Origin of the sequence: Vibrio sp. E14 (genome assembly GCF_020515785.1) — a bacterium.
Classification (GTDB): Bacteria; Pseudomonadota; Gammaproteobacteria; order Enterobacterales; family Vibrionaceae; genus Vibrio; species Vibrio diabolicus.
Genome location: NZ_JAHPJI010000001.1, coordinates 280,590 through 297,105 on the forward strand (window position 1 = coordinate 280,590; position 16,516 = coordinate 297,105).

14 protein-coding genes and 1 pseudogene are annotated in these 16,516 nt (G+C 43.2%); 12 read left to right on the plus strand and 3 right to left on the minus strand.

Features of this window, described 5'->3' with window-relative positions:
• Positions 1-182 precede the first annotated feature (182 nt).
• The 5 genes from LIX84_RS01275 to LIX84_RS01295 all read left to right on the plus strand — a co-directional run bounded on the left by LIX84_RS01275 (position 183) and on the right by LIX84_RS01295 (position 4,728).
• Complete coding sequence (locus tag LIX84_RS01275; RefSeq protein ID WP_226420417.1) at positions 183-1,325, plus strand: hypothetical protein; 1,143 nt, start codon at positions 183-185, stop codon at positions 1,323-1,325.
• A complete protein-coding gene (locus LIX84_RS01280) occupies positions 1,315-2,241 on the plus strand; it encodes a metal ABC transporter solute-binding protein, Zn/Mn family (RefSeq protein WP_226420418.1) in 927 nt (308 codons plus the stop codon). Before LIX84_RS01275 ends, LIX84_RS01280 begins: the two co-directional genes overlap by 11 nt.
• Before the next feature lie 3 nt (positions 2,242-2,244).
• A complete protein-coding gene (locus LIX84_RS01285; protein WP_053809276.1) occupies positions 2,245-3,039 on the plus strand; it encodes a metal ABC transporter permease in 795 nt (264 codons plus the stop codon).
• Between the two features lie 300 nt (positions 3,040-3,339).
• Positions 3,340-4,059, plus strand: a complete 720-nt coding sequence (locus LIX84_RS01290; RefSeq protein WP_046875840.1) for a beta-ketoacyl-ACP reductase — start codon at positions 3,340-3,342, stop codon at positions 4,057-4,059.
• 324 nt (positions 4,060-4,383) lie between these two features.
• Positions 4,384-4,728 (plus strand): hypothetical protein, encoded by a 345-nt coding sequence (locus LIX84_RS01295; protein WP_053809278.1) that lies wholly within the window; start codon positions 4,384-4,386, stop codon positions 4,726-4,728.
• Positions 4,729-4,837: 109 nt separating this feature from the next.
• Here LIX84_RS01295 and LIX84_RS01300 read toward each other — a convergent pair whose 3' ends face one another.
• The gene (locus LIX84_RS01300; RefSeq protein WP_053809279.1) at positions 4,838-5,182 is read right to left on the minus strand and encodes a hypothetical protein; all 345 of its coding nucleotides are present in this window, start codon (positions 5,180-5,182) and stop codon (positions 4,838-4,840) included.
• Between the two features lie 208 nt (positions 5,183-5,390).
• Here LIX84_RS01300 and LIX84_RS01305 point away from each other — a divergent pair, with 208 nt between their 5' ends.
• The gene (locus LIX84_RS01305; RefSeq protein ID WP_181869518.1) at positions 5,391-5,531 is read left to right on the plus strand and encodes a hypothetical protein; all 141 of its coding nucleotides are present in this window, start codon (positions 5,391-5,393) and stop codon (positions 5,529-5,531) included.
• A gap of 584 nt (positions 5,532-6,115) precedes the next feature.
• Positions 6,116-7,489, plus strand: a complete 1,374-nt coding sequence (locus tag LIX84_RS01315) for a carbohydrate porin (RefSeq protein ID WP_226420419.1) — start codon at positions 6,116-6,118, stop codon at positions 7,487-7,489.
• Positions 7,490-7,552: 63 nt separating this feature from the next.
• On the opposite strand, the gene LIX84_RS01320 is transcribed toward LIX84_RS01315, so the two are convergent.
• Positions 7,553-8,539, minus strand: a complete 987-nt coding sequence (locus tag LIX84_RS01320) for a LacI family DNA-binding transcriptional regulator (protein WP_009698245.1) — start codon at positions 8,537-8,539, stop codon at positions 7,553-7,555.
• A gap of 235 nt (positions 8,540-8,774) precedes the next feature.
• On the opposite strand from LIX84_RS01320, the gene LIX84_RS01325 reads away from it, so the two are divergent.
• The 3 genes from LIX84_RS01325 (at position 8,775) to LIX84_RS01335 (ending at position 12,789) form a co-directional block, all read left to right on the plus strand.
• On the plus strand, positions 8,775-10,214 hold the full coding sequence (locus LIX84_RS01325; RefSeq protein ID WP_048624798.1) for a sucrose-specific PTS transporter subunit IIBC: 1,440 nt from the start codon (positions 8,775-8,777) through the stop codon (positions 10,212-10,214).
• Between the two features lie 165 nt (positions 10,215-10,379).
• The gene (locus tag LIX84_RS01330; RefSeq protein WP_226420420.1) at positions 10,380-11,303 is read left to right on the plus strand and encodes an aminoimidazole riboside kinase; all 924 of its coding nucleotides are present in this window, start codon (positions 10,380-10,382) and stop codon (positions 11,301-11,303) included.
• 31 nt (positions 11,304-11,334) lie between these two features.
• Complete coding sequence (locus tag LIX84_RS01335) at positions 11,335-12,789, plus strand: sucrose-6-phosphate hydrolase (RefSeq protein ID WP_226420421.1); 1,455 nt, start codon at positions 11,335-11,337, stop codon at positions 12,787-12,789.
• A 79-nt stretch (positions 12,790-12,868) separates the two neighbouring features.
• On the opposite strand, the pseudogene LIX84_RS23495 reads toward LIX84_RS01335, so the two are convergent.
• Positions 12,869-12,979 (minus strand): annotated as a pseudogene (locus tag LIX84_RS23495) (dihydrofolate reductase family protein); the annotation flags it as partial.
• Between the two features lie 254 nt (positions 12,980-13,233).
• Here LIX84_RS23495 and yghU point away from each other — a divergent pair.
• Positions 13,234-14,091, plus strand: a complete 858-nt coding sequence (gene yghU / locus LIX84_RS01340; protein ID WP_006741427.1) for a glutathione-dependent disulfide-bond oxidoreductase — start codon at positions 13,234-13,236, stop codon at positions 14,089-14,091.
• A 1,203-nt stretch (positions 14,092-15,294) separates the two neighbouring features.
• Positions 15,295-16,464, plus strand: a complete 1,170-nt coding sequence (locus LIX84_RS01345; protein WP_226420827.1) for a D-alanyl-D-alanine carboxypeptidase family protein — start codon at positions 15,295-15,297, stop codon at positions 16,462-16,464.
• The last annotated feature ends 52 nt before the right edge of the window (positions 16,465-16,516 follow it).

Below are 16,516 nucleotides of genomic sequence, written 5' to 3' on the forward strand. Positions count from 1 at the left end.
TGATTGACTCTCAATAGTATACGTATAAAAAACATCAATTGATTCACTTGTGGATAGTCAAAATCAGGGATTGAATACGAGCTAGCAGTCGGAACCGAGTTAAATTTCTGCTTGTGTAATGATAATTGTTATATTATAACACCACCAAATTGAACGTTATAACATAACAAAAGGAAAAAGTAGTGAATAAGAAATTGGTTTCTCTCGCGATCGGTAGCATTTTTGCGTCCCCTGTTTTTGCCGATACATTATCGAACCCACAGATTGGTGTTGTTGTTGATGGCTACTACCAAGATGGTCAACGTCATAATTCCGATCGCGAAGAAGGTTTTGGTCTAGGCCATACGGAATTGAACTTATCATCAAATATTGACGACAAGTTTCACGGTGCGTTGACCGCTGTTCTTGAAAGTCATGGCGATGAGACAGAATTAGAGCTTGAAGAAGCATTCATCGAAACTTTGGCATTGCCTTACGGTGTAAACGTGCGCGCAGGCCGATTCCTATCTGACTTCGGTTACCTCAACAATCAACACATGCACACTGACAGTTTCGTTGAACGCCCAATTACTTACCGTACTTTCCTTGGTTCGCATTACTATGATGACGGTGTACGCGCAAACATCGTTCTGCCAACCGATCTTTACGTGAAGTTTGGTGTAGAAGCATTAAGCGGCAACAAGATGTCTTCTATTGAAGGTGGCTCTAAAGTTGGTGTTTACACGACAACGATGAAGCTTGGTAATGATTTCTCTGAATCTTCAAGTTGGCAGTTTGGTTTAAGTTACCTGCGTAACGAAAATGGCAAAGTTAAAGAATTCGAAGATCACGACCATGGTCATGGTCACGAAGAAGAACATGACCACAGCCACGCTGCTGCTGTAACGGGTGCGAACCTATACGGCGCAGATTTTGTGTGGAAGTGGGCACCAGATGGTAACTACAAGTACAGCAACTTCACGCTATCTGCGGAATACATGTTGTTAGACGGTGTAGTAGACAGCAAATACAAGAACGATGCAGAGTCACCAGACAACCTAAGCGCATACTATGTTTCGGGCGTTTACCGCTTCAACCCAAGTTGGTCAGCTGGTCTACGTTACGGCGAAGCAGAAAGCTACGATGGTCATGCACACGGCGACCACATGCATTTCACAGCACTGAATGATAAAGAGATGGATGCGATGATCGCATGGGATTCTTCTCATTTCGGTACGATCCGTGCGCAATACACTCGCATTGATAACCAAGACAGCGAAACAGACAACGTGTTTACTCTGCAATACGTGATGACATTTGGAGCGCACGGTGCACATGCGTTCTAAACTTGCGATAAGTAAATGCAGTTTAGTGATGATGGCGGCGGGAGCTGCCATCATCTCTTCGCCTGCTTTGGCTCTCAACATTTTCGTTTGTGAGCCTGAATGGAAAGCTTTTCTTGAAAGTCATGCCCCAAACGCCACCATTTACTCAGCAACCACGGCTAAGCAAGATCCGCATTATGTTCAAGCTCGTCCGTCTTTAATTGCCAAGATGCGCCAAGCTGACATGGCGATGTGCTCTGGCGCTGAGTTGGAGGTAGGTTGGTTGCCGATGCTTCAAAATAGAAGTGGCAATAGTGCTGTTCAAAATGGTGCTCAAAGCATGATTTATGCGACCGATTTCGTGCGTATGTTGGACTCTCATGATCATGTTGACCGCAGCATGGGGGATATCCATGCGCACGGAAACCCACATGTTCAGTTTGCGGCAAATGACATGATTCCATTATCTCGTAAAGTAACTGAGCGCTTAAAAGCGATTGATCCCGACAACGCGCAAAGTTACCAAGTGAATGGTATGAAGTTTCGCGCGCAGTGGCAAAAAAAGCTCAATGAATGGAATGAGAAAGGTGCGGCTTTAAAGGGTAAGCAAGTTGTCGGTTATCACGCGACGTATCGTTATTTGTACGATTGGCTCGGAATGAAGCAGATTGCCGATCTCGAACCTAAACCGGGCATTTCACCGGCCACATCTCACCTGCAATCACTTACCAAGTTAGATGCCGACAGTTTTGATGCGATTGTTTACTCCTCTCATCAGGATCAGCGTCCAGCGAACTGGTTGCAGGAGCATACTGACAAACCTGTGATTCAACTGCCATTGACCGTTTCTGAGGGTGAAAGCTTGGATGAGATGTACGATCAGGTCATTGATGATTTACTGGATGTGTTAGTGCCACCCGTTCCAGTGAAGATCTAAGTCATGGCAGATTATGCATGGCTTTTACCTGCGGTTTTGTGTGGCTTAATTGCGTTAGTTGGCAACATCGTTCTGGGGCAACAAGTTCTTAATCGTCAGATCATCTTTATAGATTTGGCGGTGGCGCAAGTTGCGGCATTGGGGGCAGCACTAAGCCACTACTGGTTGAGCCAATACGCGCTGTTCTCAGGCTCATTCTTTGGTGAAATGATTGGCCCTTGGGTTATGTCTTTGATGCTTTGCGGTTTGATTGCCTTAATGGAGAAACGATACCAGCAACATTTAGAGCCCATGATTGGCAGCTTGTTTGTGGTGTCTGCATCGCTGGCGATCCTGCTGGTGAGCAAAGACCCACACGGCGGAGACTTTATTCAAGGCATTCTTAATGGGCAACTGTTATGGGCGACTTGGGCAGACGTTTGGCCTTTGGCACTCATTACCGCTGCGATGTTGCTATTGGTTTGGTTAAAACCTGCGTTTATGTGTGGTAGTGGTTTTTATCTGATCTTTGCTATCCTGATGCCCATTACGGTCAAGTTAACCGGCATTTATTTAGAATTTGCTTTGTTGGTTATTCCAGCTTTATGTGCGGCAGCATTGAAGGGAACTCGATTCTTTGTCGCCAGTATCAGCATCGGTATTGTTGGGATTTTATCGGGTATTGCCGCATCGGCTCGCTACGACTTACCAAGTGGTGCGAGTATTGTGATCACCCTGTTTATTACTGGAATGTTGTTTAATCTTTTGCTTCAACCTTTTCTGGTGAAAATAACAAAACCAGCTTTTGTAAGAGATTAAGAGACAAGTAATATTGGTCTGATGAAGTAGTATTTGAGTCATCAGATCAATACTTTTCTATCCAAGTCCTCCAATCGTGTAACTTTGCTCCTTCCAACACACTTTCTTAAGTTGAGCTTGCCATAGTCATCAAGTTGCCTTGATTAGTTCACATCCGACTCCCAGACTGTTTCTATAGTTTTTATAAGATATAAAAGACCCTGCGTATGAGAAGCGCAGCTGTAGCGCGACTAGGCATAAAAACAAAAAACGCTAGGGATACAAGCGAATTTGTACTCTCAACATTTAAGGAAGACCAAGATGAAAGACGAAAAAGTCGCCGTCGTTACAGGAGCTGCTCGCGGTATAGGGCAGGCCATTTGCGAGCAATTACTCGAAGATGGATTCCACGTCGTGGGACTAGATATCTCGCCTGTGGAGTGGAGTCAGTCGCCAAACCTTTCAAGTTATCAAGTGAATCTCTGTGAGGCCGCAGCGGTAAGTGAAGTGGTCGACCGCATCGTCGCGAAACATCAACGCATTGATGTTCTGGTCAACAACGCCGGGATAACGAGAGATGCACTGCTGCCAGACATGTTAGAGCAAGACTGGGACAGCGTTATCGACGTGAACCTAAAAGCGGTGTTTTTACTCACCCAGCGCGTTGCACCTGTCATGCTAGAGCAAGGCGCAGGCAGTATTGTCAGTATTTCGTCTATCGTGGGAACGGATGGCAATATTGGTCAAAGTAATTATGGCGCGAGTAAAGGTGGCGTGATAGCGATGAGCAAAGGCTGGGCGAAAGAGTTAGCAAGAAAAGGCGCTCAAATCCGAGTCAACTGTGTTGCTCCAGGTTTTATCGCTACCGACATGACAAAGAGCTTGCCTGAAAAAGTCATTCAAATGATGGAAAGTAAAACGCCTCTGGGACGCATGGGCTCGGCGCAAGACATTGCGAATGGCGTTGCGTTTCTAGCGTCTGATAAAAGTGCGTTTATAACCGGACAAGTGCTCAAGATTGATGGTGGGTTGGTGTTATAACTCGCTAATCAAAACATCAAATAACAAACGCCCTTTACTTATGTGAAGGGCGTTTTGTTGGGTAACGTTAATTGCGCTGCTGGCGCGTTTTTGCCCCATTCCAATTTAGCTCGTTTTATCGCAACTTTCTTTATAAAATTACTGTATATACAGACAGTGCTTGTTACAAATCTCGACGTAATTGGTTTTAACTTTCTAGAACAACTTAACCCACAAAAATAAGGAATAAAAATGCTCGAAGAAGTTTTTAAAACCGTTAAAAATGACCTATCTGAAATACGATGATGTGATTGGTATTAGTATTAGCTTTGCTGAAAAGTAGAGATGGTGAAAGCTAAGAGCTCAGTTTCAGGTGAAGAGGCAGATGCAGAGTTTTTGCGCCTTATGGAGCTATTCCGTAAGATCGGGAATCGTAATATTTATGGCAACAACTGTACTATATTTAGACCGCCTTCAGGCTTTAGATTTACCGATGAAGTAGCTTATACTTACTATCACATGTATGAGGGTGCTCTTAAGGTATTCGAAGCTTTGAGCCTTCTAGAAGCGTTTTTTAACGCTAGTCTAGAGTACGCAGTTGGCGGTGGTCCAACGAGCATGATTCGATGGATTCTCGAAGTTGGCCGCGCTATTGCCATGCAAGAAATTGAGAACCAAATGATGTTCTGAATCCTACGCTAACTTACCTAGCAAATCAGTCATATCAAAGCCCTCTGACAACAGCATATATCTTTGGTTAACAAACTAGGAAAAAGTGGGTGTGTTAACACTAACTTTTTTAACAGGTTTCATTCAAAAGTACCTTGTAGTATTTCGGTAAGAACAACTCACCTTTTTGCCATTCTAATTGAACGTGTTGGCATCGGCCTTGGTAAAGATAGTTACCGTCGGCGTAGATTGACTTGCCTTTATCTATCACCTGATTAAGGAGCACTGCTTCTTCTATTTTATCGTCCACTCTGATTTTTGTTTGCAAGTCTCTATCATCATCTATTGCTATCGTCAGAATCCTATTTTTGGCGCTGAACTCTACAGATCTAAGATTATTAATTTTGTCTTCATCGCCACTGGTGTAAAAGTAGAACGCTACTGCAATTAAACCCAGAATAACAAATATTTTCATTTCATCCCCATAATTAATGCGTTGTATAATCAGCTATTTTAACACGTTGTTTTAGAGAGAAAAATTGATTGAAACGGCAGTCTTGTTGGAGTATTCAATAAAGAAAGATGTTTCAAAGGCCTTAGTAGAGTAAGAGAAGTTTCTTCACGTTAGGGCGTTTGACTCTAACGATCGTAAAGAGGTTGAAGACGGGGCTGCTGAAGATTACATGAAGGCAAACCAAATGGAGCCAGTAGAAGTTGCGGTATACGATGTGATTTTTCCTGTACCTACAGACAGCACAATGCCACCAACAATGCTACTAATTAGTTCAAGTTATAAGGTACTAAATAACAAGTGGCTGCATTAAATTAGCACATAACAAAGCATTTAGAGTGATTTGCAACGCGTGGCATTTTCACTATACATTGGTTTTAGTGGTTGAGGTGTTATGCGGCAGCATCAGTATTGCGTTGATCACCTCAACAGGGCGTTAAAAGCCTTTTATGTCGTTTGAACCAAGGTATCGAGATCCGCTTCGCTCTTAGTCACTTTCAAGCTTAGCCGCTGATCTTCTAGAGGTGCGTCGTCACCAAGTAGATTGGGGAAGTGAGTGATTATCATTCCCTCACGCGAACATCAAATTCCCATTCACAACCTGATATCTTCAAACTAATTCCGCTAGAACGAATAATTTAACTGTGCGCTGGTTAATGATTTTTATGTAAGTAACACAATTGAACGTGATAGAAGTAACAAATTCGCTTCCTTGCGGTAACGTTCCCGAAAATTTTATATATTATCGCCCCATTAACAAAAGTGGTAGAGACGCTCTGTATCTGAGCGCTCTGAAATTCAGACTTTAGATGGGTATTTAAAGTCACCATAAGTTTGCAATTTTACTTGGGAACGTTTGCAAATAACCTAAGTATAAATTTACGTGAGACTATGGAAATGAAACTACACACTTTGACGATGGCAGTAGCGTTTGGGCTGGTTACAGCACCTGCATTCGCAACAACAGATGTTGACGCTCTTGAAAAGCGAATTAATGAATTAGAACAGAGACTTGAACAGACAGAAAAAGTATCCACAGAAGCAAATGAGAAAGCCTCAAGCTTTGAGTTTCATGGCTACGCTCGTTCCGGGCTGCTCATTAATGATGATCTGAATGGTGCAGTGGGTACTGGTCCTTACATGACGGCAGCTGGTGCTATTGGCGCGCCAATTGGACGATTAGGGGTTGAGGATGATCATTATGTGGAAGCAAACCTTATTCACAAACGCTTTGCAGATGATGGTTCCAGCGCATTGTTCCGAATCATGTTGGCAGATAGTACGGAAACCAATAACGAATGGACAGCGAGTGAGAGTCAATTAAACGTTCGTCAGGTATATGCTGAGCTAAACAAGTTGAGCATGTTCTCTGAATCAAGTGCGTTTGCTGACGCAACGTTTTGGGCAGGTAAACGATTTGACCGTGATAACTTTGACATTCACTTCTTTGACTCGGATATCGTTTTCCTATCTGGTACTGGTGCTGGCGTGTATGACGTCCAAATGAGCGATTCGTGGAAAGCAAACTTCTCGATCTATGGTCGTGATTTTGGTGAGATTGATAGCTCGTCAACTGATGTTGAAAACTATATCGCGACAATGAACAACCGTTTTGGTAATTGGCAATTGATGCTGAGCGGCATGACGTCTGCTGATAACAATGATCGCGTAGAAGGTGCAGCAGACAAAGGTTTACATGCGATGTTTGCCTACCATGGCGATAACTTCTTTGGCATGAGTGAAGGCTTCTCTAAAACTGGTATTTTGATGGGTGATGGACTGGGTGCAGAACTTAAAGGCATTGGTTCAAACGGTGATTTGCTAGAAGACGCAAAAGCCGTACGTTTGTTCAGTTATGGTGTAACACGCATCGGCGACAACTGGCGTGTAGCACCTGCGTTGCTAGCAGAACATAGCCAAGATCGCTTTGCTAAAAATGATGAATTTACGTGGGCATCGTTCAACATCCGCTTAGCGCAAGAGTTTACACAAAACTTTGAGATGGTTTATGAAGGCTCATACCAATACATGGACCTAGACAATGCGATTGATAAAGCAAGTGGCAGTTTTTACAAAGCGACAATTGCACCAACGCTTAAGATGTCTACCGCAGCAGGTTTCTTTGACCGTCCGGAGCTACGTTTTGCTGTTAGCTACGTTGATTGGAGCGAAGACTTGAATGGCTACTCGATTAGCCAGGAAGCGGGCGCTGCAACGATGGGTGATGGTGGTGAAGTTCTGTTTGCACTGCAAATGGAAACTTGGTTCTAAAGGGATCTAACCGACAAAGAGTAATAAGAAAAGCGCCAACTGATTTCAGTTGGCGCTTTTTCATTAACAGGACTGACGCTCAATTGTTTTGAAGGTTAGTACCATCTTACTCATTTCAAAACTTCTGTTGGCAATTCTATCTAGTAACAGTTTCGCACCATTTTCCCCTGCTTTATCAAATGCATAGTTAAATGTTGATAAGGTTGGGGTGCACACTGATGCGAGCTCATCATCACCAACTCCTAGCACTAAAACGTCTTTACCCGGTGTTAACCCGAGCTCTTGAATCGCTCTCATCGCACCGATAGCAATACGGTCTGTCGCACAGAACAAGCCATCTAGCTTAGGGTTCTTTGTTAAGTGTTGTTTTGCCAATGAATAGCCAGAATCGATTGTAAAGTCACCACGAGCATGGAAGGCGAGCTCAAAACCATGGTGTTGTAGCGCTTGAACAAATCCTTCAGAGCGTTGCTTATCTACCGCGATATCGTCACCTTGCACACCAATAAAACCCATGGTTTGGCAACCTTTTGCAACCAGTCTATTTCCCGCTTCAAACCCTACTCGTGCGTCATCATGAATGATGCTTGGAATATTAAACATGGAACCATCTTGACCGACGAGCACAACTGGGACAGCTGAGTTTTGAATTGCTTTTACCAGCTTGGAATCGAGGTGGGTGGCGTAAAGAATGATCCCTTCAACCCGTTTTTGGTTAAAGATCTGAATGTATTCCAGTTCTTTTTCGTGGGCTTGGTGAGTGCTAGCAAGTAAGACATGTTTCCCAGCTTTTTCAAGGACATCGGTTAATCCATCGACACCTTGGGATGTGGCATGAGAGGAAACCCGAGGAACAATGACACCAACCAGATTGGTCTTTTGAGATTTTAGATCTTTAGCGACTTGGTTTGGCACATAGCCACACTCAGCTACTGCTTGGCGGACTTTCTGTTTTGTCGCTTCTTTTACGCCATACTCATCGTTTATAACCCGTGACACTGTTGATTTTGATACGCCAGCCAGACGGGCGACATCATGCAGACTCGCCATTGTTCCTATCCATTCTGTTTTTCGTTTTTGGGATTGTTTGCAAAGAGAAGATGAAAAGCTCTTTGATAAGTAGCGATTCTAACCTCCTATACTGCTTTTAGGGAGAGAATTTGACGATCATTCTCACATTCTCTCTGCTTTATCTTTGATCATTTGGTTTTATTGAGCAAAAATCTGTTTTGCAAACGTTCCCGAAAATTTCGCAAGCTCAGATAATAATCCAATGGGGTATGAAATGAATTATCCGGCAGTAGCAAAAGAGTTGTTAACTCTATTAGGTGGTAAAAGCAACATAACCGCACTTGCGCATTGTGCGACACGCTTACGCCTTGCCGTTGCAGATGAGCAAAAAATAGATGAACAAGCGATTGATAGCCTTGAAGGGGTAAAAGGGCAGTTCAAAGTTGCGGGTCAGTACCAAATCATTTTTGGATCAGGCATCGTAAACCAAGTTTATGCAGAAATGGCGAAGTTGACGGGGATGAGTGAAATGTCCACCAACGACGTTGCGTCAGCTGGCGCAGAGAAACAAAACATCGTTCAGCGCGCAGTGAAGGGGCTGTCTGATATTTTCGTCCCAATCATTCCAGCAATCGTCGCTGGCGGTTTGTTGATGGGTATTTACAACCTACTGACTGCCCAAGGCTTGTTTATTGATGGTAAATCCTTGATTGAGGCCAATCCAGGACTGACTGACTTGGCGAACATGATCAACACGTTTGCAAACGCGCCGTTTGTTTACCTGCCTATCCTGTTGGCATTTTCAGCCAGCAAGAAGTTTGGCGGCAACCCATATTTAGGGGCAGCGCTAGGTATGTTGATGGTTCACCCTGACTTGCTGAATGGTTGGGGATTCGGCGGCGCATCTGTGTCTGGCAACATTCCGGTTTGGAATATTCTAGGTTTTGAAATCCAAAAAGTGGGTTACCAAGGTTCAGTGTTACCGGTTTTGGTATCGGCATTCATTCTTGCGAAGGTTGAGTTAGGCTTACGTAAAGTCATACCTTCTGTTTTAGACAACCTTTTAACGCCATTACTGGCGATTTTCATAGCGGGTTTGCTGACGTTTACTGTCGTCGGTCCGTTCACGCGTGATATCGGTTTCCTATTGGGTGATGGTCTGAACTGGCTATACAACACAGCTGGCTTTGTTGGTGGTGCGGTATTTGGTCTTATTTATGCTCCGTTTGTTATTACTGGTATGCATCACAGCTTCATTGCGATTGAAACTCAACTTCTTGCGGATATTGCAACGACGGGCGGCACCTTTATCTTTCCTATTGCGGCGATGTCTAACGTTTCTCAAGGAGCGGCAGCGTTGGCGGTGGGCGTGATGAGCAAAGATAAGAAGATGAAAGGTATTGCGATTCCATCTGGTGTTACGGGTTTGCTGGGTATTACAGAACCAGCCATGTTTGGTGTTAACTTAAAACTACGTTACCCATTTATTGCGGCAGTTTGCGCTGCGGCGTTATCAAGTGCGTTCATCACAATGTTTAATGTGAAAGCTCAGGCATTGGGTGCAGCTGGTCTTCCAGGCATCATTTCCATCACGCCAGATAAGATTGGGTACTACATCGCGGGTATGGTGATCGCGTTCTTGACCGCATTTGTTCTCACCATTGTTCTTGGTATGCGTGACCGCGCTAAAGTCGGTAAAAAAGCAGCGGCTTAATCTGAACTCCTTAAGGGTGGAGTCCCCCAAAATCCACTTCTTTTCCTAAATGTTTGGGGCGCTAGCCAAGCACTCATGGCTTGGCTAGCCTTTTTCAATTTTTACTTGGTAGTGAAGGTGTTCAACACGTTGGACTATCAGGGCTTTAATTTTAAGGTAAGCAAGATGAATCAAGTGTGGGTAACTGGTGATGCTGTTGTCGATCTAATACCGGAATCTGAGACTTCTTTACTCAAATGTCCCGGTGGTGCACCAGCGAATGTCGCCGTAGCGATTGCTCGTCTATCTGGTAAGAGTGCGTTTTTTGGACGTGTAGGTGATGACCCATTTGGTCGCTTCATGCAATCAACGCTCGATCAAGAGGGCGTGAGCACGGAGTTTCTCGTTAAAGACCCTGCGCAAAGAACATCAACAGTGGTGGTGGATTTAGACGATCAAGGTGAACGCAGCTTTACATTTATGGTGAAACCGAGCGCTGATCAGTTTATGTCTGTTGAAGACATCCCTAACTTTAAGCAAGGTGACTGGCTGCATGTTTGCTCGATTTCACTGGCAAATGAGCCAAGTCGAAGCAGCACATTTGAGGCGATCAAAAGAGCAAAAGCCGCTGGTGGTTTCATTAGCTTTGACCCTAACTTGCGCGATGAAGTGTGGCAAGATCAATCAGAAATCCAAGCTGTCGTGATGAAGGCTGTAGCGATGGCTGACGTGGTTAAGTTCTCTGAAGAAGAGCTTTTGTTCTTAACTGACTCAACATCGATGGCACAGGGTTTACAACAAATAGCCGCTTTGAATATTGCGTTGGTCTTGGTGACACAAGGTGCGAAAGGCGTTTGGCGCGTCTTTGAAAGCCAGAGTGAGCTGATCACTGGTCAAGTCGTTAGTCCGGTTGATACTACAGGGGCTGGTGATGCTTTTATCGGAGGGCTACTGGCATGTTTGTCTCAGCATGACGATTGGAAAAATCATCGAGTTGTTAGCTCTGCGATTCAATGGGCAAATGGCTGTGGTGCATTAGCGACTACGCAAAAAGGCGCAATGACCGCGCTTCCGACCCAGACAGAATTGCTGCAATTTATTGGGCAATGATCTTCAGATCCAATTTCAGTTGAGAAAAATTATGAGCTTAAACAACCGTTGGACTGTAGAGCAAAGATATCGCCGACTTGAGCAAATCCCTCAGTGTGATATCGAAGAAATGACACTTTCACGTCAGCAAGATAAAGGCTTTCCTAGTTTTCATATCGCCCCTAGATTTGGGCTGTTAAATGACCCAAATGGGTTGTGCTATTTCAATGGTGAGCACCACATCTTTTACCAGTGGACGCCTGTGGGACCAGTCCATGGAATGAAGTATTGGTATCACCTTTCTACTAAAGAGTTCATCCATTTTACTGATCATGGCGTGGGTCTTCATCCCGACCAAGACTACGATTCACATGGCGTCTATTCGGGCGGCGCTTTAGTGGAAAACAACAAGGCTTTGCTGTTTTTTACTGGTAACAAGCGTGACCAAAACTGGAATCGAATCCCAACACAGTGTTTTGCCACCATGGGTTCAGATGGCAACATTGAAAAGCATGGTGTGGTCATTGAGAACGAACATTACACGGAGCACTTTCGTGACCCAAAAGTTTGGAAGAAAGGCGACGACTATTTGATGGTGGTGGGTGCTCAAACCAAAACCGAGCATGGCTCAATGGCGCTCTATCAAAGCAAAGATTTGAAAACGTGGCAGCATAAAGGTCCTATCAAGACCAAGTTTTCTGACCTTGGGTACATGTGGGAGTGTCCTGATTTCTTTGAGATTAATGGTCAGTCGGTGATGTTGTTTTCGCCACAGGGCGTGAGCAGTAGTAATCCTTATGATTTCAAAAACATCTATTCTGTCGCGTATATCGTGGGTGATCAGTTGAACCTAGAGTCGATGACTTTAGAAAACCACCAAGATATTTTACAGCCAGATTATGGGTTTGATTTCTACGCCCCACAAACCTATTTAGATGAGAGTGGGCGTCGCATTCTTATTGCATGGATAGGGTTGCCAGAAATCGACACACCATCGGTCACACACCAGTGGGCAGGAATGTTGTCTCTTCCTAGAGAACTAACGTTGAAAGATGGTTTTCTTGTTCAAACTCCACTCCCTGAGCTGAAGAGTTTAAGAAAAGAAGAGGTGGTCTTTGCACAATCCCATACACTGGAAAGCACCAGTTGTTTGATCCAATTAGACCTTGTGGTCGATGGCTTTGAACTTGAGCTGAGTAACCTCAAAGGTGACAACATCGTCTTTAGTGCGACAGAGCACGAGTTTATGCTGGACCGTCGTCACATGTCTCATTTGTACGCAGAAGAATTTGGTAGCATTCGAAAAGCACCAAGATCGGACGCTAAGCAGGCGATTGATATATATATCGACAATTCTGTCATCGAGATTTTCATTAATGGTGGCAAACACACGATGACCAGTCGTTTCTTTATTGATGACTTAAATACGGTAACGTTGAGAGGGTTGGAGCAAGCAAGGCTTTTCCCTTTGAAAGGCATCACTGGTTTGTTTGAATCAGCTAAGTAACGGTTTCGATTACAAAGATATTAAAACGCCCTTCATTGATTCAGTGAAGGGCGTTTTTCTTTTTAACTATCTAGCCTAACTATCTTTCACGTACGTAAGTCGTTTGAACTAAGGTGTCTAACACCACTTCGCTCTTGGTGATTCTAAAGTTTAGCGGTTGTTCTAAACCACCAAACAGAGGTGCGCCGCCGAGTTGAGCTTACTCATTATTGTTAGCATCTCGAACCTAACTCACATTAACACAACGTTTTTCCTTATAGCGTGAAAGAAAATCCCATAACCAAAGGTTCTAATTAAGTGAAAGGTCAGGACTTTTATTTGAAGATTCCGGCCTAATATCTTGGGTATGCCCATTTATCGAATGCGGTGGGTTACTTCATCATGCTTGCTGGCGCACTAAGTTTGCCAGTTTGATAATGCATTCAAACACAATAAGGGATAACAATGGCTAACGAATACATTCCACCAAAAGTTTGGACAAACGATAACGAAAACGGTGGTCAGTGGGCGAGCATTAACCGCCCGGACTCAGGCGCTCGTCATGAGCAAGAATTGCCTGTTGGGGAACACCCATTCCAACTTTATTCCATGGGGACTCCAAACGGCCAGAAAGTAACGATCATGTTTGAAGAGCTTCTGGCGGCAGGCGTAAAAGAAGCAGAATATGATGCATACCTGATCAAGATTGGTGACGGCGACCAGTTTGGTTCTGGCTTTGTAGCTGTTAACCCAAACTCTAAAATTCCGGCATTGGTTGACCGTTCGGGTTCTGAGCCAGTGAACGTGTTTGAATCTGGCAACATCTTGTTTTATCTAGCAGAGAAGTTTGATCATTTCTTACCAAAAGAAGGCGCTAAGCGTGCTGAGGTAATGAACTGGTTATTCTGGCTGCAAGGTTCTGCGCCATACCTAGGCGGTGGTTTTGGTCACTTCTACGCGTACGCACCAGAGAAGTTCGAGTACCCAATCAACCGTTTTACAATGGAAGCAAAACGTCAGTTAGATGTATTAGACAAGCGCCTCGCAAACAATGAGTTCCTAGGTGGCGATGAGTACAGTATCGCTGATATCGCAACATGGCCATGGTACGGCAACCTTGTACTGGGTCGTGCTTACGATGCGGCTGAATTCTTAGACGTAGAAAGCTATAAAAACGTTGTGCGTTGGGCGAAAGCGATTGATGAGCGAGAAGCTGTCCAGCGTGGTCGTATTGTGAATCGCTCATGGGGAGAAGAGTGGGAGCAGTTACCTGAACGTCACAGCGCAGAAGATATTGATAAGGTATTGAAGCTTAAACCATAAGCAAACTTGGCTCAGTCACTTCAAGTAAGTTTGTTTTCATCCGAACTCATACTCCAAAACTGATCAAATCCGTAGCGCATCTTACTAGATGCGCTACTTTTATTTGAATTGTAACCCCGTTGAAGATTATTCAATCTATAGATGGTTCTTTGCTTCTATTTGTCGTTTTCATATTCAACAAGCCCTCTGCATTTCTATTAACTATTAGCTGATGATATTCTAAAAATTTATACTTTAGATAACCTTAAATTTATAACTTAATTTTATATCTAGTATAAATAAACTTAATGATAATTAATCTTTGACATAACCTTTTATTTTGTGTGGAATGTGCAGGTTAATCTATTTAAATTTAAATTAAAATTTATAGATAAATAAAATTTAAATAATTTACTGAATTCTACATCTAGCTTTGAGCAATGTTTAATTACAACTGCTTATACCATGAAAGAGGATATGTATAATGTCGTCGTTTGATTCGTACTGGGTTGGGGTACGTGAAAGAATTGCTATACAAACTGAAGGTAACCGAAATTTAAAGTCTTTAGTGATAAAAAAGCAGAGAGTGAACTTAAATAACAGTGGCTTATCTTTTCGTGCTAAAGCCGGATGCCTTATCCCTCATTGTTACACTCAGTTTACTGATGACGATACAAACTCAAAGGCATCGAAAAAAGCCTCCCTTAGTTTTAAGAAAGGGAAATTATACTTTTCTCCTGTCTAGTAATAGATAATATTTATGTTATATATAAATTAAATTTTTATTTTTATCTGAAATTCTAACAATAAATTATTATGTTGTTATGACCGAGATGAAGCATTGGTTAGTAAATGATTATTTCGGATTATTAATTGAATTGTAGATTTTCTTAGTTGCCCCTAGTTAGATAGTGATAAAATTTTTAGCTATCTTTTCCCGTACAAGCTTAGTTTTAGATCTGGCTTGTACGGTTTTTTCTCTGAACACGAATTACATAGCATAACGGCATGATTTCTCGCCTCTTGTCTCATCTTTCTAGACGAAAGCTCTACCTACCTCTCATTATTCTCGACAAACATTGAGTAAAAGTAACTAATCGTAACAAGGTGGCTGTAACTGAGCGCCGTTTCAATATACTCGCTCTTTACCTAGGTAACCCTGCGCTTTGAATTCATTCGGGTACCGTTTGTAAGCCTTAAATGCTACTAAGATAAGATGTCATGATGAGAAAAAGTACTATATTAAACACAGTGTTAATTACAGGGTTCGCTGCTGTATCTTCGTTGGCTTATGCAGCACCAACGGTTGTGCCAAATGCACCGGAACTCAGTTCTCGTGGCTATGTTTTGATGGACTTTCACACTGGGAAAGTGCTGGTTGAACGTGATGCACATAAACGGCTAAATCCTGCGAGCTTAACGAAGTTAATGACGGCTTATGTGGCTGGTCAAGAAATTAACGCAGGTAATATTACTTTGGATGATGAGGTCGTCATTAGCCGAAATGCTTGGGCAAAAAACTTCCCAGATTCCTCAAAGATGTTTATTGAAGTCAATACTTCCGTTTCTTTATCTGACTTATACCGTGGCCTGGTTGTTCAATCAGGTAATGATGCTAGTGTGGCCATTGCTGAACATGTCGCAGGTAGTGAGTCAGGGTTTGTAAGCTTGATGAATAGTTGGGCTGCTAAGCTTGAATTAACTAACACGGCTTTCACCAACCCTCATGGTTTAGACAGTGACGGTTTATATTCAACACCTTATGACATTGCCAAGTTGGGTCAGGCTATTATTCGTGACTTACCTGATATCTACCCACTGTATAGCGAAACCTCGTTTACCTACAACGGCATTACGCAATATAACCGCAATGGTTTGCTTCGTGATCGCAGTATGAATGTCGATGGTATGAAAACTGGTTATACAAGCGGTGCGGGTTATAGTCTAGCGACTTCTGCAACACAAGGTGATATGCGTTTGATTGCCGTAGTGATGGGAGCGAAGAGTGAGAATGTTCGTGAATCAGAAAGCAAACAACTGCTAAGTTATGGCTTCCGCTTTTACGATACGGTAATGCCGACTGAGGCGGGTGCGGAACTTGCGAAAGCTCGAGTTTGGATGGGCGAAAAAGACGAGCTTACTGTTGGCGTAGCTAACGATGTTTATCTCACTTTACCAAAAGGGGATGTGAAAAAGCTACAAGCTGAAGTTGAATATAATGGCGATTTGGTAGCGCCAATTTCTCAACAACAAGTGGTTGGTAAAGTGCTTTACAAAGTCGAAGGTAAAGTTGTGAATGAAGCCGAACTTGTTGCGTTGGAATCGGTGGAAGAAGGCAGCTTATTCAAGCGAATTTTAGACTGGTTTAAGCAATTGGTCGCGAGTTGGCTCTAAAAAACAGCTAACTTCTGCCATTATCACTCTATCTTGTTATTGTTCTATTAAA